The sequence below is a fragment of the Citrobacter sp. Igbk 17 genome (genome assembly GCF_028069775.1).
GTDB lineage: Bacteria > Pseudomonadota > Gammaproteobacteria > Enterobacterales > Enterobacteriaceae > Citrobacter.
The window spans coordinates 85,887-105,291 of record NZ_JANEWI010000008.1; the positions used below are offsets into that span (position 1 = coordinate 85,887).

A 19,405-nucleotide genomic window follows, 5' to 3' on the forward strand; every position below is an offset into this window, starting at 1 on the left:
TGCGCAATGATTAATTTCATTGCGCAACTTTAGTTAGCGCAGAGAGCGCAGGGCGTTAATTAATCCCTGAACGCCTTTCTCAAGTTTTGAACGGGGGCATCCGGTATTCAGGCGCACAAAACCGCATCCTTCCTCTCCGTAGGTCGATCCCGGCATGATCGCCACTTTTTGCTGGTGGATAAGCGCATTTTGTAACGCCTGGTCATCAACCTTGAGCGGACGTAAGTCTATCCAGGCCAGATAGGTGGATTGTGGGATCTGCCAGTTAAGTTCAGGGAACGCAGTATTAAGTTCATCAGCAACGTAATGCAGGTTGCCGGCAAGATAATCCCGTAAGGCATCCAACCAGTGCTCACCTTGCTGATAGGCGGCAATATGTGCGGTGAGTGCCAGCACCGCAGGAGAAGACAGTCCGTCGCGTCCCTTTAGCGCGCTGAGATAATCGTTGCGGCTATTGGCGTCTTCGATGATCCCATACGCGCCGGTTAATGCCGGGATATTGAAACTCTTGGAGCCGGAGGTGAGTAGCGCCCAGTCGCCGCGTGCGACATTGATCCACGGAATATGCGGTTGGTCTCCCCAAACCATATCCATATGGATTTCATCGGAAATGACGTTGACACCATGTCGCTGGCATAAGTCAGCCATGGTTTCCAGTTCCTCGCGCGTCCACACTTTGCCCGTTGGATTTTGTGGGCTACATAGCAGAAGAATTTTACTCTCGGGTCGTGAGAGAGCTGCCTCCAGCTTTGCCATGTCGCAATACCAATCGTCGCTCCGCTTTTCCAGAGCGACGGGGAGCACTGTGCGCTGGTTGCCTTCGATAGCCTTGTAAAAAGCATCGTAAGCTGGTGTATGGACAACGACCGCGTCGCCAGCAGACGACCACTGGCGGATGAGTTCAGAGACCATATAGATAACTGAGGGGCCATATACCAGCGATTGAGGATCGATCCGGGTATTGTGACGAGTGAGAAACCAGTGGCTAATGGCCGCCAGAAATTCGTCATTTTTCCAACGGCTATATCCTAATACGCCATGTGACAGGCGCTGGGTCAGCGCCTCCAGAATGCAAGGGGCCGTTGCAAAATCCATATCAGAGATGGTGAACGGCAGCAGATCGGCAGTGCCGAAACGGTCAGCGACATAATCCCACTGGGTACACCATGTTCCTTGCCTGTTCACAACCTTTGAAAAATCAAACATGTCGTTGTCCTCACGCCTGTACTGTATTCATCAGAACCGCGATTTCGTCTTTCACTGACTGGACCTGCGGGCCAATAACGACCTGAAGGTTATGCTGATTGAGCTGTACCACGCCAATGGCCCGGTTGTCTTTCAGGGCCTGGACATTGACGCGTGACATATCTTTGACCGACAAACGCAAACGGGTAATGCAGTTATCCAGACTAACGATATTCTCTGCGCCGCCCAGTGCCGCCAGAATTGCCGGGACATTGTAGCCAGATTTACCGGGTGTGCCTGCCATCACTTTCTCGATATTGCTGGCAACTTCGACATCACGGCCCGGTGTTTTCAGATTAAAGCGGGTGATCGCGAAGCGGAAGATAACGTAGTACACCGCAAACCAGATGGCCGCGACAACAGGGACCAGGTACCACTTGGTGGACAACCCGTGCAGGATCCCGAACACCACGAAGTCAATCAGGTTACCGTCTGTGTTGCCAATAGTCACACCGAGCACCGCCATCACGGTAAAGCCGAGGCCGGTTAACAAGGCGTGGATCACGTACAGAACCGGGGCAACAAACAAGAACAAGAACTCGAGTGGTTCAGTGGTACCGCCAATGACGCAGGCAATCAGACCAGAAATTAATAGCCCTTTAATTTTATGTCGATTCTCAGGACGAGCACAGTGATACATTGCTAATGCAGCACCCGGCAAACCGCCGAGGAATGCCGGCATTTTGCCCTGAGACAGGAAGCGGGTTGCGCTTTCAGAGAAGCCTTGCGTGGTTGGGCAACTCAGCTGCGCCTGGAAAATAGTGAGTGCGCCACTGACGCTATGACCACACACTTCCTGGGTACCGCCCGCTTCAGTAAAGCGAATGAGGGCCACCAGGATATGATGCAGGCCAAAAGGCAGCAGAAGGCGTTCACCGGTACCAAACAGCATCGGACCAAATTCACCTGCGCTGTTGATGATATTGCCGAGCCCGGTAATACCCATCGCAAATACAGGCCAGATCAGAGGGATAACTAATCCAACCAGCCCCATGACCAGTGAAGAAATGATGGGGACAAAACGGGTGCCGCCGAAGAAAGCTAATGCGTCCGGCAGACGGATATTGTGGAAGCGCTCATGCAGCATCCAGACAATGATCCCGGCGATGACTGCACCTAGGATCCCGGTGTCGATCGACTGGATCCCCAGGATGTTTTGGATGTTATTGGCCTTCAGGATTGCCGCATCAGTGGTGGGTAAAATCCCTTTCGCCGTCAACCAGAAGTTAACGGCAAGGTTCATGACCGCGTAGCCAACAAACCCAGCAAATGCCGCCACACCTTTGTTCTCGCGCGCCAGACCGAGAGGAATAGCAATACAGAACATCACGGGTAAGAAACTAAAGGCGAAAGAGCCGACTTTACTCATCCAGGTAAAAAGAGCCTGAAGCACCGGGTTACCCAATGCGGGGATCAGCGTTAAGACATCATGGCTGCTTAACGAACTGCCGATCCCCAACATGATCCCGCAGAAGGAGAGCAGAGCCACGGGCAACATAAAGGTTTTGCCCAACTGCTGGAAAAATTCCCATAACGTTATTTTTGGTGTGGTTCTCGTCGTCATCTAACGACTCCTCGTGAAAGCTCGGTGACTAATGATGGCGAGAAGATAAAACGTTTTACCTAATTTTAGTGCGGTATAAATCACATTATCGAATGATAATAGGGGGTATAACTATAACTGATTGATAAAACGTTTTATCCGTCACGTTATCAGGGAGTTTTCTGTTTTTATGGCTATAGCCAAAAAAATAACCATCCATGATGTTGCGCTGGCTGCGGGAGTTTCGGTCAGTACAGTCTCATTGGTGCTTAGTGGAAAAGGGCGTATCTCATCCGCAACCGGGGAGCGGGTAAACGCTGCCATTGAGCAGTTGGGGTTCGTACGTAATCGTCAGGCATCGGTACTGCGTGGCGGTCAGAGTGGTGTGGTCGGGCTGATTGTACGCGATCTGTCTGCGCCATTTTATGCTGAACTGACGGCAGGCCTGACGGAAGCATTAGAAGCACAGGGTCGGATGGTCTTTCTTTTACACGGCGGTAAAGACGGTGAGCAATTGGCGCAGCGTTTCGCGATGCTACTCAATCAGGGCGTGGATGGTGTAGTCATTGCGGGTGCTGCTGACAGCAGTGATGCACTTCGACAGCTGGCTGAAGAAAAAGGGATTCCGGTTGTATTTGCCTCCCGAGCCAGTTATCTGGATGACGTCGACACGGTCCGACCCGACAACATGCAGGCAGCGCAATTGTTGGTTGAGCATCTTATTCGGCACGGTCACCAGCGAATCGCGTGGCTGGGAGGACAGAGTTCTTCTTTAACCCGCGCAGAGCGTGTCGGCGGCTATTGTGCGACGCTGCTAAAATATGGTTTACCGTTTCATAGTGATTGGGTTCTGGAGTGTTCATCCAGTCAAAAACAGGCAGCCGAAGCCGTTACTGCACTGTTACGCCGCAACCCGACGATCAGCGCCGTTGTGTGTTACAACGAAACCATCGCTGTTGGCGCCTGGTTTGGTCTGATGAGAGCGGGGCGTCAGAGCGGCGAAATTGGCGTCGATCGCTATTTTGAACAGCAAGTTTCACTGGCTGGATTTGCGGATGTGGCGGAAAACGCGCTGGATGACATTCCCATTATCTGGGCCAGTACCCCGGCACGCGAAATGGGTTACACCCTGGCTGAGCGTATACTGCAGCGCATTGGTCATGATGACAGCCATTCCCGCAATCTGACGCTTTCCGCCCGACTGGTCACGCAGAAGTAGCTTGCCAAAATGCAAAAGCCCGATAAGCAGTATTATCGGGCTTGGTTCAGAGCATCATTACTGTTGTGGAACTGCCGGAGCATCCGGTTCGCCAAGGGTCGGCATACCGAACATACCAACAAACTCATCCAGTGGCATCTTCTGCCCGTTGAGTGTTACCTGGCCATTGGTGTACTGCAGGCTGGAACCGATGGTGTTGTCCTGCATCGTGGTAATGCGGAACATCTGCCCCATCGCTGCCAGACCATTGACCTGCTGTTTAGCCAGACCCGCGGCTTGCTCCTGCTGATAGCCTTCAATTTTGGCTATCTGTGTCATGAACTCAGTCGCCATATCCACAGGAATAGTCAGCTTCGCGTCCAGTGATTTGACAGAACGATCCACTTCCTGAGCCAGCGTTTGTGGCTCTTCTTTGGTCGCGGTTGGATCTTTAAGCAGCAGCGACAGGTTAAACGTCGTTTCGCCTTTCGCATTTTTCCAGCTTAACGGTGCAATGGTGATTACGGGTTCACCCTTCATCAGAATGGGCAGCGCATTAAAGAACGCTTCCGTCACTTTCTGCTGATAAAGCTCTGGGTTTTGGACGACATCAATCTGCGACATCAGCGCCTTGGTTTGGGCACTGTACTGCTGGCTGAACTGATGCAGGGCTTCACCGTCAATCTGACCCACTTTCAGCGTCAGCTTACCGCTACCCAAATCCTGACCCTGTAATTTAAGGCTGTTCAGGGTGTAATCCAGCTGGCTGTTCACGGTTTTTCCATCGTTAATCAGATCGGATTTACCATCAATTCCCATGCCTTCCAGCACGGCCAGCTCTTTGCCTTCGACCGATATTGACAGTTTATCGAGAGACAGCTTCTGGTCGCCGATGCGCTCACCAAAACTGGCGACGCTGCTAGACCCTTCGGTTGTCAGGTTATTAAAGGTAACTTGCACCTTCTGGTCGTATTCGTTGACTGCATTAACCTGACCGCTTTGCGCAGCGCCCGTCAGGGAAACCGCGTTACCGTCTTTATCTGCGGTGAACTGGAATTCCCCACCGCTAAAGGCCACTTTTTCGTCGCCTTTCTCGTAGTTCAACGGTTTGAGGGAGAGGTCTGAACGGGTGTCACCACTATAGCTAATTCGGGAGTTGATAACGAAAGGAGACTCGCCTTTGGCTATATCAAACAATGGTTTAGTGACATCGTTATTCACCAGTGTTGTTCTCACCGAAGCCATAGCAGGAATGAGGTTCAATGACTTAAGCTGGGTTAACGGGAAAGGGCCGTGATCCACCGTTTCATCCAGAACGATAGTTTGGCCTGCTTTCAGCCATGCGTTTTCCTGTCCGGCGATGGGTTTCACTACCAGTTGCAGTTGGCTATTGAACACGCCGCGCTGGTAGTTTTGATAACTCAGTTCAATTCCTGCCTCAGGTGAGTAGCGTTTGATCTGATCATTTGCCTGCGTCACCATCTCGGCGAGATGCGTTTCCAGTTTCTTTCCGGTGTACCAGGCGCCGCCCGTCCAGACGATACCCAGCGCAACCACCACACCCGCAGCTACCAGCGATTTTTTCATTTCGATATCCATAAAATAAAACCAGGCGTTTGAAGACGCCTGGAGGAGTGACATGTTTTTAACTCTCTACTAGCTTAGCAAGAGTTGTTAAAAATATCAGTATCTTGCTAGAGCTTGTTGTAAACACGCGCTAAACGGCCGACGCCGCTGACACTTATTGGCGATTCATTCGCACTAATAAATGCGGATTCACCCGGTTTTAGTACCAGACGTTGATCGCCTTTGCTCAGTAGCGCTTCACCTTCTATGCAGAACAAAATCGCCGCACTGTGCTGGCTAATCACGGCTTCCCCGGCAGACAGTTCATGCAGGGAGAAGGCGAAATCATCAACCGGGATCGGGAAGTCGAGTTCACCACCGGTTTTGACCGGAGTGGTCAACAGTTGGTTCGCCGGTTTTGCGACAAATTTAACGTTGGCCACCAACTCCGGGATATCAATATATTTCGGTGTCAGCCCAGCACGCAGCACGTTATCAGAGTTTGCCATGACCTCAAGTGCCACACCTTGCAGATAGGCGTGCGGCGTTTCCGCGAACAGGAACATCGCTTCGCCAGGATTTAGCTTCACCACATTCAGCAGCAGTGGGGAGAAAAGACCGCTGTCGTTCGGGTAGACATCAGCGATAAGGCGAATAGTCTGCCACGGTTCGCCTTGCTGGCTGTTAAGGGCTGATTTCAGTATTGCCAGTGCATGCGATTTTTCCTGGTCCTGCATATTTAACAGGCTGGCGAAAAGGTAGCTCAGGCGCTCGGCACCGGGTTCCTGTAAAAAGTGAGCAATGGCAGGGTGTGCGCCCGCAACTGGTTGTAACAATGCAACGATGTCAGAGAATTCGCGAAACGCATTCATCGCCAGGAATGGCGTCAGGGCAAAAACCAGCTCTGGTTTGTGGTTCGGATCTTTGTAGTTACGCTCAGCGGCATCCATTGGGATCCCGGCTGCGTTTTCTTTGGCAAATCCTATCTCAGAGTTGTGTTTGTTCGGATGGACCTGAATAGAAAGCGGTTGAGCGGCGCAGAGCACTTTAAACAGGAAGGGCAGTTCGCCAAAGCGTTTTGCTACGGCATCGCCTAACAGTGCGGATTTATCGTGCTCGATAACATCGCGCAGAGCAACGGGTTGGCCATCGGCCCCTTGAACCTGAGAGCTGCTTTTCGGATGAGCCCCCATCCACAGCTCGGCCATTGGCTGCTGGGTTGGGTTGGCAATGCCATAAAGTTCCGTTAACGCAGTTTTACTTCCCCAGGCGTAGTGTTGCACTGAGTTGATGAGTTTTTGCATTATCAATGCCCTGTTTCAATGTTGAAAAATCTCTGGCTATTAAACCAAGAAACCCCGGACGAAGTAACCTGCACGTGCAAAAAGTCGTACTAGTCTCAGTTTTTGTTAAAAAATTGTGTAGGATATGGTGACTCGCTTTTAATACCCTGAGTAATTCCGGTTGCAGAAAGCCATACCTTCTACAACCCGATCTGCGGCAGGGAAGCAGGGCAATGGAACATCTGCCCAGAGAATAACCAGACCGAGCAGTAAGTGAGAGCACAATGTCAAACAAACCCTTTCATTATCAGCATCCTTTTCCCCTCAAAAAGGATGATACCGAATACTATCTGCTGACCAGCGACCATGTTTCCGTTGCCGAATTTGAAGGGCAGGAGATTGTCAAAGTTGCGCCTGAGGCCTTAACTTTGCTGGCTCGCCAGGCGTTTCATGACGCATCGTTTATGCTGCGCCCTGCACATCAGCAGCAGGTTGCAGACATTCTGCGCGATCCGGATGCCAGCGAAAACGATAAATATGTCGCCCTGCAATTCCTGCGTAACTCTGATATCGCAGCAAAGGGCATTCTGCCGACATGTCAGGACACCGGCACAGCGATTATCGTGGGTAAAAAAGGACAGCGTGTCTGGACCGGCGGCGGTGACGAAGCGGCGCTGGCGCGTGGGGTTTATAACACCTACATCGAAGACAACCTGCGCTATTCACAAAACGCCGCGCTGGATATGTACAAAGAGGTGAACACCGGTACCAATCTGCCAGCACAGATTGACCTGTATACCGTCGACGGCGATGAATACAAATTCCTGTGCATTGCCAAGGGCGGTGGTTCGGCGAACAAAACCTATCTGTACCAGGAAACCAAAGCGCTGCTCACACCAGGCAAATTAAAAAATTACCTGGTGGAGAAGATGCGAACGCTGGGAACAGCAGCTTGCCCGCCATACCACATCGCGTTTGTGATTGGTGGAACGTCCGCAGAAGCCACGCTGAAAACGGTGAAACTGGCTTCGGCGAAATACTACGATGAGCTGCCGACCGAAGGTAACGAGCACGGTCAAGCATTCCGTGATGTTGAACTGGAAAAAGAACTGCTGATAGAAGCGCAGAACCTTGGTTTAGGCGCCCAGTTTGGCGGGAAATATTTCGCACACGATATCCGTGTGATCCGCTTACCGCGTCACGGCGCGTCGTGCCCGGTTGGCATGGGCGTTTCTTGTTCAGCGGATCGTAATATTAAAGCCAAGATCAACCGTGAAGGGATCTGGATTGAGAAGCTCGAACACAATCCTGGCAAATATATCCCGGAAGAACTGCGTCAGGCAGGCGAAGGCGAAGCCGTGCGTGTCGACCTGAACCGTCCGATGAAAGATATCCTGGCACAGTTGTCGCAATATCCGGTTTCTACCCGCTTGTCGCTGAATGGTACGATCATCGTTGGACGTGACATAGCGCATGCGAAACTGAAAGAACGTCTGGATAACGGCGAAAGTTTGCCGCAGTATGTTAAGGATCACCCAATCTATTACGCCGGACCGGCAAAAACGCCGGAAGGTTATGCATCTGGCTCGCTTGGCCCAACCACCGCCGGTCGCATGGATTCCTATGTTGATCAGCTTCAGGCCGCGGGCGGGAGTATGATCATGCTGGCAAAAGGAAACCGCAGTCAGCAGGTTACTGACGCTTGCCATAAGCATGGTGGTTTCTACTTAGGCAGCATTGGTGGTCCAGCGGCCGTGCTGGCCCAGGGCAGTATCAAGAGTCTGGAGTGTGTGGAATATCCCGAACTGGGGATGGAAGCCATCTGGAAAATTGAAGTGGAAGATTTCCCGGCGTTTATCCTGGTGGATGACAAAGGCAACGATTTCTTCCAGCAAATTCAGACGTCGCAGTGCGCACGCTGCGTTAAGTAACGTCAGCCGCCCTACGGGGCGGTTTTTTTTACCGCACGAACCACCAAACGACAGTTTTTTCCTCGTTAATACTCATAAGACCAATGCAAGTGGGCAATGTCGAAACATAACCTAATCAATCGTTAATATAAGGAGCAGGTAATGGTAACGGTACGCCGCGAGAATGATTCAATGGGTGCGATCGATGTTCCGGCCGATAAACTCTGGGGCGCGCAAACTCAACGATCGCTGGAGCATTTTCGCATTTCAACAGAGAAAATGCCGGTCTCGCTGATCCACGCGCTGGCGCTGACTAAGCGGGCCGCTGCGAAGGTTAACCAGGATTTGGGTTTGCTGGCTGCGGAGAAAGCCTCCGCCATCATGCAGGCTGCAGACGAGGTGCTGGCAGACAAACATCGTGATGAATTTCCGCTGGCTATCTGGCAGACCGGTTCCGGCACGCAAAGCAATATGAATATGAATGAGGTGCTGGCAAACCGGGCCAGCGAATTGTTGGGCGGCGTGCGGGGAATGGAGCGAAAAATACATCCGAACGATGACGTCAACAAAAGCCAAAGTTCAAATGATGTTTTTCCCACGGCAATGCATGTCGCCGCGCTGTTGGCTTTGCGCGAGCATCTGATCCCTCAGTTGAATGTGTTGACCACCACGTTACGTGAAAAATCGCATGCCTTCGCCGACATTGTCAAAATCGGCAGAACCCATTTACAGGATGCGACGCCGCTGACGCTGGGCCAGGAGATCTCTGGTTGGGTGGCAATGCTGGAACATAACCTGAAGCATATCGAACATAGTCTGCCGCACGTTGCTGAACTGGCGTTGGGCGGTACGGCGGTAGGAACCGGGCTGAACACCCACCCGGAATATGCCGAGCGGGTTGCGGATGAACTGGCTGTGTTGACCTCTGCACCTTTTGTCACCGCGCCGAATAAATTCGAAGCGCTAGCCACCTGTGATGCACTGGTACATGCCCACGGTGCGCTCAAAGGCCTGGCCGCATCGCTGATGAAAATCGCCAATGATGTACGCTGGCTGGCATCCGGTCCGCGCTGCGGCATTGGCGAAATTTCTATTCCTGAAAATGAACCGGGCAGTTCCATCATGCCGGGCAAGGTCAACCCGACACAATGTGAAGCCCTGACTATGCTGTGCTGTCAGGTCATGGGTAACGATGTTGCCGTTAATATCGGCGGGGCATCAGGGAATTTTGAACTGAACGTCTATCGCCCGATGGTTATCCATAACTTCCTGCAATCGGTTCGTTTGTTGGCAGATGGTATGGAAAGCTTCAACGAGCACTGTGCGACAGGGATCGAGCCAAATCGTGAACGCATTGATCAGTTGCTCAACGAGTCACTGATGCTGGTAACCGCGCTAAACACCCATATTGGCTACGATAAAGCGGCTGAGATTGCTAAAAAGGCGCATAAAGAAGGACTGACCTTAAAAGCGTCAGCCCTGGCGCTGGGATATTTAACCGAGGCCGAATTCGACAGTTGGGTCCGCCCGGAACTGATGGTCGGTAGCATGCGACCGGGTCGTTAATCCGCTACATACAGGTGCAGCCGTGGGATAATCAGTCTTAACGGTTGCGCCTGAGGTTTAAAACGGTGCTGAACATTGTCAGCATCGTAGTTCAGTAATCCTCCGATATCCGGCACCGTCATGCCGTTTTCGTTATTTATTAGCGCAATTAATGGCGTCGGGCAGGCATATTGCACCTGTTTTTGCTGCCCTTTGTACCAGACGCGGGCGATGGGTTGTACTTTGACCGGGCGTTTGATCTTCAATTTTGCCTGTTGTGGTAGGGCAGCGATGTCCTGGTATTCGCGCTCAAGCCTGGCCTGCCACTCTTCGCGTGTCCACGGATGCACGCTGCGTGGTGACGTCAGGCTCTTTTCCAGTTGTTGCAGTACCTCATCACGCGTCAGGTTCTTAATAATGTGCTTGTTGGCCCAGCCAAATCGCAGGGTAGCCGGTTCTCTGACAACCGTTAGCGTCCGATAGGCGTTCAACGTAATCAGCCCTGGTAAGTGGCGGTGCACCCATTCAAAACGTGCGGCCGATGGCAGACCAGACTCTACGGTGACAATGCGCTCAAAGGTGGTTTTAAGCTGATTAATACGTTGTATTTGCTCTTCCAGCATGGTTTGTGTGCCGGTATCCACCTGATAGCAGAGTACCCCCGGCAGGCGGACAGCCGCTTTGCTACTGCGATTCTCGGACTGCTGTTGAATAAACAGGTGGCGATAGTGGCGTAGTGCCAGGGTTTCCGCCTCTTTACCCAAGTGCTGTTTTACGTCGATGGTTTCCAGTGGCGCATGTTCTGCCTCTTTCACCACTTCCGGCAAAGAGAACACGCGGGCAATCAGTAGTGTCTGCTGTTGCAATTGCGCGGTGAGGTGTGCCAGTTCTTGTTCCATCTGGCGAAAGGTTCCGTTTAAGCGTTCGACGAGATCGTAGCGAGCCATAGGTTTACCATTTTAGTTACAACATACTTTTTTATAGCACAAGATACCCAGCCTGACCACCGAGCCGTGTAGGTCAGGCAGCTGAAAATTCAGGTATGTTATGCCAGACAGGCCAACTGAAGGAGAAGCGGGCACCACCCAGTTCACTTTCATCACAGACCACCGTACCGCCCATAGCCAGAGCGATAGAGTGGACGATGGCGAGGCCAAGTCCGCAGCCACCTGTCGCCCGGTCACGGCTGGGGTCCAGACGTACAAACGGTTCAAAAATTTGCTCACGCGCAGCTGGCGCGATGCCGGGTCCATCATCTTCGACGATCAGCGTTGCCTGACTCCCATTGAGTTTCAGGCTGGCTTGAACCGTAGACTGGCAGTATCGCAGAGCGTTATTTAACAAATTATCCAGCACACGCTCCATCAAGCGCATATCCAGTGCGCCGTAATCTCCGATCTGAAGATGGCGCAGGCGTACCGCACGATCAGGGTTGACGCTTTGTACATCTTCCAGATGGGTTGTTAGCCACACGGGCAGGTTCGGAACACTGAGTTTTAGCTCATTTTGCGGCCTATCCAGACGAGCATAGGTGAGCAATTCTTCAATTAACGCTTCCAGTTGACCAATATCGCGGTTTAGCGCCTGTGATTCCTGCTCGGTGAGGTTATCGCTCATCTCCAGGCGGTAACGCAATCGCACCAGTGGTGTGCGAAGCTCATGGGCAATGCCGTCAATCAGCTGTTTTTTACTGGCAATCAGGGCATTGATATTGTCTGCCATTTGGTTAAACGCCACGCCCAGACGCTCAAAGCTTGAGCCGCTGTCAAAGTGCAACCGTTCATTAAGATGTCCTTCACCAAAACGCTGTGCTGCGGCCTCCAGTCTGAGCATCTCTTGCCAGTGTGGACGCATCCAGATCAGCACAGGGAAGGCCAATGAAATAGCAATGAAGGCCATCAGCGCGACGTCCAGCAAGCGCATCTGGTGCAGGAAATAGAGATAAGGTACGGGGCCGACAGCCAGTACATAGTGGCTTCGCGGAATTCGTTGAATAAAGGTGTACTGATCGTCGAGCGCAACGATATCGCCTTCCCGTAAGCGCTGCATGGTGGGAGCATCAAGATGGTATTTATTCAACGGTTCTACGCGAAGATCAAAAGACAGATTTAAATCCATCTCTTTCAGGGTTTTCCCCCAGTCTCGCGGTGGGATTTCGCGTAATTCGCTGCGCATCAGATACAACGAACTTTTCATCAAGTCGTCGAGCGACTGTCTACCCGCACGTTCTGCGGTGAATTTGTACACCAGGCCAACCAGCAGGGTCATCACCAGAAAACAGACAAACAACAAGAGATAAAACTGCACAAACAGCTTTTTCATACAAATCACCAAACACTCAATAGGTTAGCTAATGTGCAGTTGCCCGCGGAACAGGTGGGCGGTATCACTGTATCCACTGACGCACAGGGTGAATATCAATCCGACCACCATCAACGCACTTGTCCTGGCAGATTACACGGTATAAACCATTTCTGCATTCTTATGAGCTACCATGCGACTATACAGGATCGCCATTTAATGAGCCTAACGCAACGCAAGACCAACCACTCAATAGGCCTGCATCCGTGAAAAAAGTTCGTTTTATACAACAACGAGATCCTGCGCCGACACAATAGCGAAACCACTTATATGAGTATGTGTATTTTCACCGACAATTAGGTGGCTTATTTTTGAGCGGAACCGATAAGGTTATATATACCTAAAATAGCAACACTGACCTTCTTTAAATAAATTTAAAAAGTAGAAGTGGGTTGCTTTTTTGGATTCTGATTGGTTGTGATGAAAATAAACGAATAGCTTGATAAGTGAGGGGGGGCAGAGGCCGTTATTCGAGGGTATCGAATAACGCCTCAAGATCTCCATAGAATGAAATGCTGTCATTCTCCCATCTTCTGTAAACGGCGATACCGGATTTATTCCCCGTTTTAGGTCATGCAGACCGATACGGCTGTCTACACCCGTCGGCTTGCAGTTGTAAGTTCTTAGGGGGCTACACTCATGGAACTTAGCGCGGTACTAGCGCAGAAACACCTTTCCAATCATATAGGTCGTTGCCTGTCCACCTATATACACACGGTCGCCCACGAGCTGGCAGCGTAACTCTCCGCCGCGTTCGAATCCCTGGTGTGCCAGCATCTGCATTTTGTTTAGCTGCCTGGCCCAGTAAGGGATGAGCATCGTGTGCGCTGAGCCGGTGACAGGGTCTTCTGCCACAGCCTCCCCTGGGCAGAAGAAACGGCTGACAAAGTCGTATTCGCCTTCACCTGGCGCGGTTATACAAACCATTTTCCCGAGAGGGATCATGGCATTAATATCCGGTTTAACCGCTTCAACTTGCTGCTGATTTTCCATCACCACCATATAATCACGCGCCATGCGTACTTCTTTATATTCCGTGATACCTAACGTTTGCAGTAGTAATGCCGGCGGTACAATAGATTCGGTTTCCCATGCAGGAAAATCAAGCGTCAGCCATTTCCCATTGCGGCTTACCGTCAGTGCGCCGACAAATCGGGTTTCAAAATGAATAATGGTGTTTGGGTAATTAAGGTGTTCAAAGATGACATGTGCCGCAGCAAGTGTGGCATGGCCACAGAGGTTGATTTCACCCTGAGTCGTAAACCAGCGTAATTCAAAACCTTTCTGTGTTGGGACGAAAAAAGCGGTTTCCGACTGGTTATGCTGCTTTGACATTTTTAATAGTGTTTCATCAGGTAACCATTCTGTGAGCGGGCATACTGCGGCAGCGTTTCCGCCAAATGTGGTAGTGGTAAAAGCATCTATCATAAAAAAATCAATTTGCTGCATAGCGTAAACCTCTCATCAGTTCTGGCGGAAATCGCACTCTAGCACGCCATGTTAATCCGGTATTTAGAATTTTTTATCTATCTGAATTATTTCGATTTCGCTACCCGCTATGATTTTTATTTAATGTAAAATTTCATTTGAAACGCTACTTATTGATGATAGGAATGGCATTGGCGTTGTCTGCATCTGTTCAGGCGGGTGAGAATGTGACTGTCGGCGGTTATGCTCATACCAAAACAGCAGGAAAAAGCCTGAGTGGTTTTAATGCGAAGTATGGATACACGCCCGATGAAAGTGATTTGGGAGTCATCTCCTCGCTCACTATTTCCGCTGACAATGAAAACGATATTGACCGTGGATATAATACCGATCACTAATCCGAAATATGAGTTGCCCGTGACGTTTACTGTCGATCTATCTCATATTTGTCTCTTATTATCCCGTTACTTTCTTGAATTAATTATTTTCGGTTCCTGGTGGGGGGGGTATTGAACCTGCTCATTGAGTATCCGGTTAATTCATCTGTGTTTTAGGTACTGGATAAAATAAGAATGAAACGTTCACGCTTTTCACATCCGCCTGCGGATGTGGCTTTTTCACACGGACTGCGCCGTCTGGCCTGGCTCAACATCGTCGTACAGATGGTCTTTCCGCTGGCGACAGCCTTCACCCCAACGATGGCTGGCGCCGGCGAACAGCATTTCCTGCAGCAGCCTGCGCCGCTGTCTGATGTACAGCACGGCATTCCCACGACGGTCTATACCCTGGGGGCCAGCGAGACCACAGCAATGGTGGCCCGAAAATACAACATCACCCCCGGCCAGTTGCGTGAACTCAATCAGTTCCGCACCTTTGCTCACGGTTATGACCATCTGCTGCCCGGGGATGAGCTGGATGTGCCTGTATCCCCGCTGACGGTACTGCCCTCTGCCGGACATAAGGCTGCCGGAGAGGACGTTGATGACCAGGCACAGAAGGTGGCCGGGTATACCACACAGGCGGGCAGTTTCCTGGCCGGCAGTTCAAAAAGTGATGCCGCCGCGTCCATGGTGCGCGGTATAGCCACCGGGGAAGCCGGCGGGGCTCTTCAGCAGTGGCTGAGCCACTTCGGGACTGCCCGCGTACAGCTTGATATGGATGACAGCTTCTCCCTGAAAAACTCACAGTTTGACCTGCTGCTGCCCCTGTATGACCAGAGCGATAACCTGGCGTTCACCCAGGGCAGCCTTCACCGGACCGATGGCCGGACCCAGGCTAACCTCGGTGCCGGTCTGCGTTACTTTACGCCCAGCTACATGCTGGGCGGGAACTTGTTCGGGGACTACGACCTGTCCCGCGACCATGCGCGTATGGGGGCCGGTGTGGAGTACTGGCGTGACTTCCTGAAGCTGGGCGCCAACGGTTACATGCACCTGACGGGCTGGAAGGACTCCCCGGACCTGGCCGACTACCAGGAGCGGCCTGCCAACGGCTGGGACATCCGGGCTCAGGCCTGGGTACCGTCACTGCCGCAGCTGGGCGGCAAACTCACATATGAGCAGTATTATGGCAAAGAAGTTGCTCTGTTCGGGGTGGATGGCCGGCAAAAGAACCCGCATGCCATCACGGCCGGAATTAATTATACCCCGGTCCCGCTGATTACCCTTGGGGCGGAGCAGCGTCAGGGCCAGTCCGGAAAAAACGATACCCGGCTGACGGTGGACATAAACTTCCAGCCGGGCGTACCGTGGCGCAGCCAGGTGGACCCGACCGCCGTGGCGCCGATGCGCAGCCTGGCCGGCAGCCGGTATGACCTGGTGGAGCGTAACAACAATATTGTGCTGGAGTACCGGAAGAAAGAGACGATACGTCTGCATACAACAGACCTGATTACCGGCTATGCCGGGGAGCAGAAGTCTCTGGGGGTATCGGTGACCAGCAGATACGGGCTGGAACGCATTGACTGGGACGCCGCCGCCCTGAACGCGTCCGGCGGTAAAATCGTGCAGAACGGCAGTGATTATACGGTGGTGTTGCCGGCATACCAGACTGCGGCTCAGGCGGTGAACACGTACAGGGTCAGTGGTGTGGCAGTGGACACGAAGGGAAATCACTCTGACCGCAGTGACACCCAGGTGACGGTGCAGGCGCCGGAGGTGAATAAACAGTACAGCACCTTCACGCCTGCCCGCAGCGACCTGCCTGCGGACGGAAAGAGCACACAGGTACTGGCCCTGACGCTGCGGGACGGGAATAACCAGCCGGTGAACCTGGATATAATGGATATCACCCTCAGTACCGTCGGTCTGAAAAGTGCCATGGTATCATCGCTGACGAAAAAATATCCGGGCGTGTACACCGTCACGGTGACATCGGGGACGGATGCTGAGACGCTCACCCTGACACCGTCGGTAGGCGGTAGCACGCTGTCACCGGCGAAGGTGACCATCAGCAGCGTTACGCCGGACGCGGCGAAGTCGGCCATCAAAACCGACAACACCACCTATGTGGCTGGCTCGGATATGACGGTGACGGTGACTCTGAAAGATGCAAACGACAATGCGGTGACCGGGGTATCCGCGTCGCTGGACAAGGCGGTCACGGTGGCAAACGCCACGCTGAAAGCGGGCAGCAGCTGGAAGGATAACGGCGACGGTACCTACACGGCGACGTACACGGTGACGACGGTGGGGACGGACCTGAAGGCGACGCTGCAGCTGAGTGGCTGGGGTGCGGCAGATACCTCAGGGGCGTATGCCATCACGGCAAACACACCGGACGCGGCGAAGTCGGCCATCAAAACCGACAACACCACCTATGTGGCTGGCTCGGATATGACGGTGACGGTGACGCTGAAAGATGCAAACGACAATGCGGTGACCGGAGTATCCGCGTCGCTGGACAAGGCGGTCACGGTGGCAAACGCCACGCTGAAAGCGGGCAGCAGCTGGAAGGATAACGGCGGCGGTACCTACACGGCGACGTACACGGTGACGACGGTGGGGACGGACCTGAAGGCGACGCTGCAGCTGAGTGGCTGGGGTGCGGCAGATACCTCAGGGGCGTATGCCATCACGGCAAACACACCGGACGCGGCGAAGTCGGCCATCAAAACCGACAACACCACCTATGTGGCTGGCTCGGATATGACGGTGACGGTGACGCTGAAAGATGCAAACGACAATGCGGTGACCGGAGTATCCGCGTCGCTGGACAAGGCGGTCACGGTGGCAAACGCCACGCTGAAAGCGGGCAGCAGCTGGAAGGATAACGGCGACGGCACCTACATGGCGACGTACACGGCGACGACGGTGGGGACGGACCTGAAGGCGACGCTGCAGCTGAGTGGCTGGGGCAGCCCGTCGTCGTCTGAGACATACGTCATACACGACGCAGCGGCGTTAAAAAATATCTCCGTCAACGGGTATACCTTCGCCAGCAACGCCGGATTCCCGACAACGGGCTTCAAAGGCGCGGAGTTCAGGCTGGAACTGAGTAACGCCAGCGCAACGGATTACGACTGGAAAGCAGATGCCAACTGGGTAGCGGTGACTGACGGGGTGGTGAGCTTTACCGGCACGGGAACTAAAGACAAGGTCACCATCACGGGCACGCCGAAAGGCGGCGGTACGGCAATAACTTACTCGTTCACCCTGAGCAGTTGGTATATCAATGCTGGAGGTAGACTAATGAAATGGCCTGATGCCGCTGCATACTGCTCACAGTCCGGTTACAGTCTGCCAACTGTGCAACAGCTTAATGGCAATGGCGTTGGCATACGAGACGCTCCGGGCGGACTGTGGAGCGAGTGGGGGCGTTTATCGAATTACAATGGCGCGAGTTTCTACAACAGCAACTACTGGTCGTCGGAGCAGGAGAACAGCGACACCCACTACCTCGTCTACCTCGTCTACCTGGGCACTGGCTACGTCATCAGCAACTACGACAACTACAATAACAGTGTGGTGTGTCGTCAGGGTCTTTAGCATTTTACCTTTAATTTTTAACCTTTGGTTTTTTATTTTTCAATGCGTTTATCTTCCCCCGCGCTTACGCGGGGGAAGCCTGAGGAGAATGAATGATGGAGATAAAGGAGAGGCTGGCGCTGAGTGCCCGTCCGGGAAAGCTTACGCTTATCCGGACGGGCATGTTGAAGCGACAGGCGTATTTGCGGCCCCGGCAAAGACAGCGACAAACCCCATACCCGCAAGGAAACTGACAGGTAAATGCAGTAGTGGTGCAAGTGCATTACCCAGTGTGGCCCCAATATAAAAAAGTGGGGTGACTTCTCCTCCTTTAAAACCTGTGCCCAGTGAGACCGCGGTAAATACCAGTTTGCCCAGAAAATCCCAGGAGGGGAGCTGTTGCCGGAAAGCATCCACGATCACCGGAATGCCGAGGCCGATATAGCGATCTGCCGCCAAAAAGTACACCGCGACGGCCACGACAAGTCCCCCAATGAACGGCCTAAACGGTGCGTAACGAACGGTTCGCTTCATAACGCTACCAATGGTATGCGTGAGGTTAGCGAAGACCCGCGCGGTAAAACCAAAGCAGCAACCAGCGATAATTACGGCAATCAGTGTCCATGCAGAGAAATCAGGGACCTGAGAGATGGCGTAATGTGTATGTTTTACACCCCACAACAAACCTGTCTGATCGGCGACGATAGCAGCAAAAATACAGGGAATAAGTGCATTGTAATTCATGCGGCCGATCGCCAGCACCTCAAGACCAAAGATTGCACCCGCAAGCGGGGTGCCAAATACGGATGAAAACCCCGCGCTGATGCCCGCCATTAGAACAAGACGCCGGGAGTCAGGTGTCAGTCTAAAAATACGCGTAAACTGATCGGCGATGGATGCACCCATTTGTACTGCCGTTCCTTCACGCCCAACTGAGGCACCAAACAGATGAGAAATCACGGTGCTGATAAAAACCAGCGGCGTCATGCGTAGGCGGATGATGCTGTGAGGATGGTGGATTTCATCAAGAACGAGGTTATTGCCACCCTCAACGGCGCTTCCGTACAACAGATAAATCCATCCTACAATGAAACTGGCGACAGGAAGTAACCAGATAAGCCAATGGTGGTTGACTCGGGTCGTAGTGGCCCAATCAAGAGAAAACAGGAATAATGCAGAAGCTGTGCCGGTTAGTACGGCGATGAGCAAAGCAAGGCCAAGCCATTGCCCGAGTGCAGTTATTGAATTATTGAGCAGAAAGTGATTTGAGCGCATTGACGCATCCTCAGATGAGTTATCATCCCGGACACACAGCGCAGCATGGCTAAAAATACGTGCACCTGCTTCTTCCCGGTCCGGGA

The 19,405-nt window shown here is 52.6% G+C and carries 13 protein-coding genes; 5 read left to right on the top strand and 8 right to left on the bottom strand.

The window, feature by feature from the left end; genetic code table 11:
• Positions 1-33 precede the first annotated feature (33 nt).
• Positions 34-1,206 (bottom strand): MalY/PatB family protein, encoded by a 1,173-nt coding sequence (locus NNO08_RS07115; protein ID WP_271456431.1) that lies wholly within the window; start codon positions 1,204-1,206, stop codon positions 34-36.
• Positions 1,207-1,216: 10 nt separating this feature from the next.
• Positions 1,217-2,809, bottom strand: coding sequence for a maltose/glucose-specific PTS transporter subunit IIBC (gene malX, locus NNO08_RS07120; RefSeq protein ID WP_271440562.1), 1,593 nt, complete (start codon positions 2,807-2,809; stop codon positions 1,217-1,219).
• Between the two features lie 169 nt (positions 2,810-2,978).
• Here malX and NNO08_RS07125 point away from each other — a divergent pair, with 169 nt between their 5' ends.
• Positions 2,979-4,007 (top strand): Mal regulon transcriptional regulator MalI, encoded by a 1,029-nt coding sequence (locus NNO08_RS07125; RefSeq protein ID WP_137381259.1) that lies wholly within the window; start codon positions 2,979-2,981, stop codon positions 4,005-4,007.
• A gap of 57 nt (positions 4,008-4,064) precedes the next feature.
• Here the strand turns inward: NNO08_RS07125 and NNO08_RS07130 are convergent, their stop codons facing one another.
• Positions 4,065-5,573: a YdgA family protein gene (locus tag NNO08_RS07130; RefSeq protein WP_271440561.1), complete on the bottom strand. Its 1,509-nt coding sequence runs from the start codon at positions 5,571-5,573 to the stop codon at positions 4,065-4,067.
• A 107-nt stretch (positions 5,574-5,680) separates the two neighbouring features.
• Positions 5,681-6,856, bottom strand: a complete 1,176-nt coding sequence (gene manA, locus NNO08_RS07135) for a mannose-6-phosphate isomerase (RefSeq protein WP_005121190.1) — start codon at positions 6,854-6,856, stop codon at positions 5,681-5,683.
• Between the two features lie 263 nt (positions 6,857-7,119).
• On the opposite strand from manA, the gene fumB reads away from it, so the two are divergent.
• Together fumB and fumC are read left to right on the top strand one after the other, a co-directional pair.
• Positions 7,120-8,766 (top strand): class I fumarate hydratase, encoded by a 1,647-nt coding sequence (fumB, locus tag NNO08_RS07140; protein ID WP_271440560.1) that lies wholly within the window; start codon positions 7,120-7,122, stop codon positions 8,764-8,766.
• A gap of 141 nt (positions 8,767-8,907) precedes the next feature.
• Positions 8,908-10,311 (top strand): class II fumarate hydratase, encoded by a 1,404-nt coding sequence (gene fumC, locus NNO08_RS07145; RefSeq protein ID WP_271440559.1) that lies wholly within the window; start codon positions 8,908-8,910, stop codon positions 10,309-10,311.
• Here fumC and tus read toward each other — a convergent pair.
• The 3 genes from tus to NNO08_RS07160 form a co-directional block, all read right to left on the bottom strand.
• Entirely contained in the window at positions 10,308-11,237 is a 930-nt protein-coding gene (tus, locus tag NNO08_RS07150) for a DNA replication terminus site-binding protein (protein WP_271456432.1), read from the bottom strand. The genes fumC and tus overlap by 4 nt on opposite strands.
• Before the next feature lie 73 nt (positions 11,238-11,310).
• Complete coding sequence (rstB, locus tag NNO08_RS07155) at positions 11,311-12,612, bottom strand: two-component system sensor histidine kinase RstB (RefSeq protein ID WP_271456433.1); 1,302 nt, start codon at positions 12,610-12,612, stop codon at positions 11,311-11,313.
• Between the two features lie 696 nt (positions 12,613-13,308).
• On the bottom strand, positions 13,309-14,100 hold the full coding sequence (locus NNO08_RS07160) for a PhzF family phenazine biosynthesis protein (RefSeq protein WP_271456434.1): 792 nt from the start codon (positions 14,098-14,100) through the stop codon (positions 13,309-13,311).
• Between the two features lie 164 nt (positions 14,101-14,264).
• On the opposite strand from NNO08_RS07160, the gene NNO08_RS07165 reads away from it, so the two are divergent.
• Positions 14,265-14,477 carry a hypothetical protein gene (locus NNO08_RS07165; protein WP_271456435.1) on the top strand — a complete coding sequence of 71 codons (213 nt, stop codon included), beginning with the start codon at positions 14,265-14,267 and terminating at the stop codon, positions 14,475-14,477.
• A 174-nt stretch (positions 14,478-14,651) separates the two neighbouring features.
• Positions 14,652-18,065: an inverse autotransporter beta domain-containing protein gene (locus NNO08_RS07170; RefSeq protein ID WP_271456436.1), complete on the top strand. Its 3,414-nt coding sequence runs from the start codon at positions 14,652-14,654 to the stop codon at positions 18,063-18,065.
• A 147-nt stretch (positions 18,066-18,212) separates the two neighbouring features.
• Here NNO08_RS07170 and NNO08_RS07175 read toward each other — a convergent pair whose 3' ends face one another.
• Entirely contained in the window at positions 18,213-19,319 is a 1,107-nt protein-coding gene (locus NNO08_RS07175; RefSeq protein ID WP_271456437.1) for a voltage-gated chloride channel family protein, read from the bottom strand.
• Positions 19,320-19,405: the final 86 nt, after the last annotated feature.

Excerpts from the sequence above, each read along its gene's own strand:
- NNO08_RS07115 (WP_271456431.1), bottom strand. The coding sequence starts at position 1,206 with ATGTTTGATTTTTCAAAGGTTGTGAACAGGCAAGGAACATGGTGTACC.
- malX (WP_271440562.1), bottom strand. The coding sequence starts at position 2,809 with ATGACGACGAGAACCACACCAAAAATAACGTTATGGGAATTTTTCCAG.
- NNO08_RS07125 (WP_137381259.1), top strand. The coding sequence starts at position 2,979 with ATGGCTATAGCCAAAAAAATAACCATCCATGATGTTGCGCTGGCTGCG.
- NNO08_RS07130 (WP_271440561.1), bottom strand. The coding sequence starts at position 5,573 with ATGAAAAAATCGCTGGTAGCTGCGGGTGTGGTGGTTGCGCTGGGTATC.
- manA (WP_005121190.1), bottom strand. The coding sequence starts at position 6,856 with ATGCAAAAACTCATCAACTCAGTGCAACACTACGCCTGGGGAAGTAAA.
- fumB (WP_271440560.1), top strand. The coding sequence starts at position 7,120 with ATGTCAAACAAACCCTTTCATTATCAGCATCCTTTTCCCCTCAAAAAG.
- fumC (WP_271440559.1), top strand. The coding sequence starts at position 8,908 with ATGGTAACGGTACGCCGCGAGAATGATTCAATGGGTGCGATCGATGTT.
- tus (WP_271456432.1), bottom strand. The coding sequence starts at position 11,237 with ATGGCTCGCTACGATCTCGTCGAACGCTTAAACGGAACCTTTCGCCAG.
- rstB (WP_271456433.1), bottom strand. The coding sequence starts at position 12,612 with ATGAAAAAGCTGTTTGTGCAGTTTTATCTCTTGTTGTTTGTCTGTTTT.
- NNO08_RS07160 (WP_271456434.1), bottom strand. The coding sequence starts at position 14,100 with ATGCAGCAAATTGATTTTTTTATGATAGATGCTTTTACCACTACCACA.
- NNO08_RS07165 (WP_271456435.1), top strand. The coding sequence starts at position 14,265 with ATGGCATTGGCGTTGTCTGCATCTGTTCAGGCGGGTGAGAATGTGACT.
- NNO08_RS07170 (WP_271456436.1), top strand. The coding sequence starts at position 14,652 with ATGAAACGTTCACGCTTTTCACATCCGCCTGCGGATGTGGCTTTTTCA.
- NNO08_RS07175 (WP_271456437.1), bottom strand. The coding sequence starts at position 19,319 with ATGCGCTCAAATCACTTTCTGCTCAATAATTCAATAACTGCACTCGGG.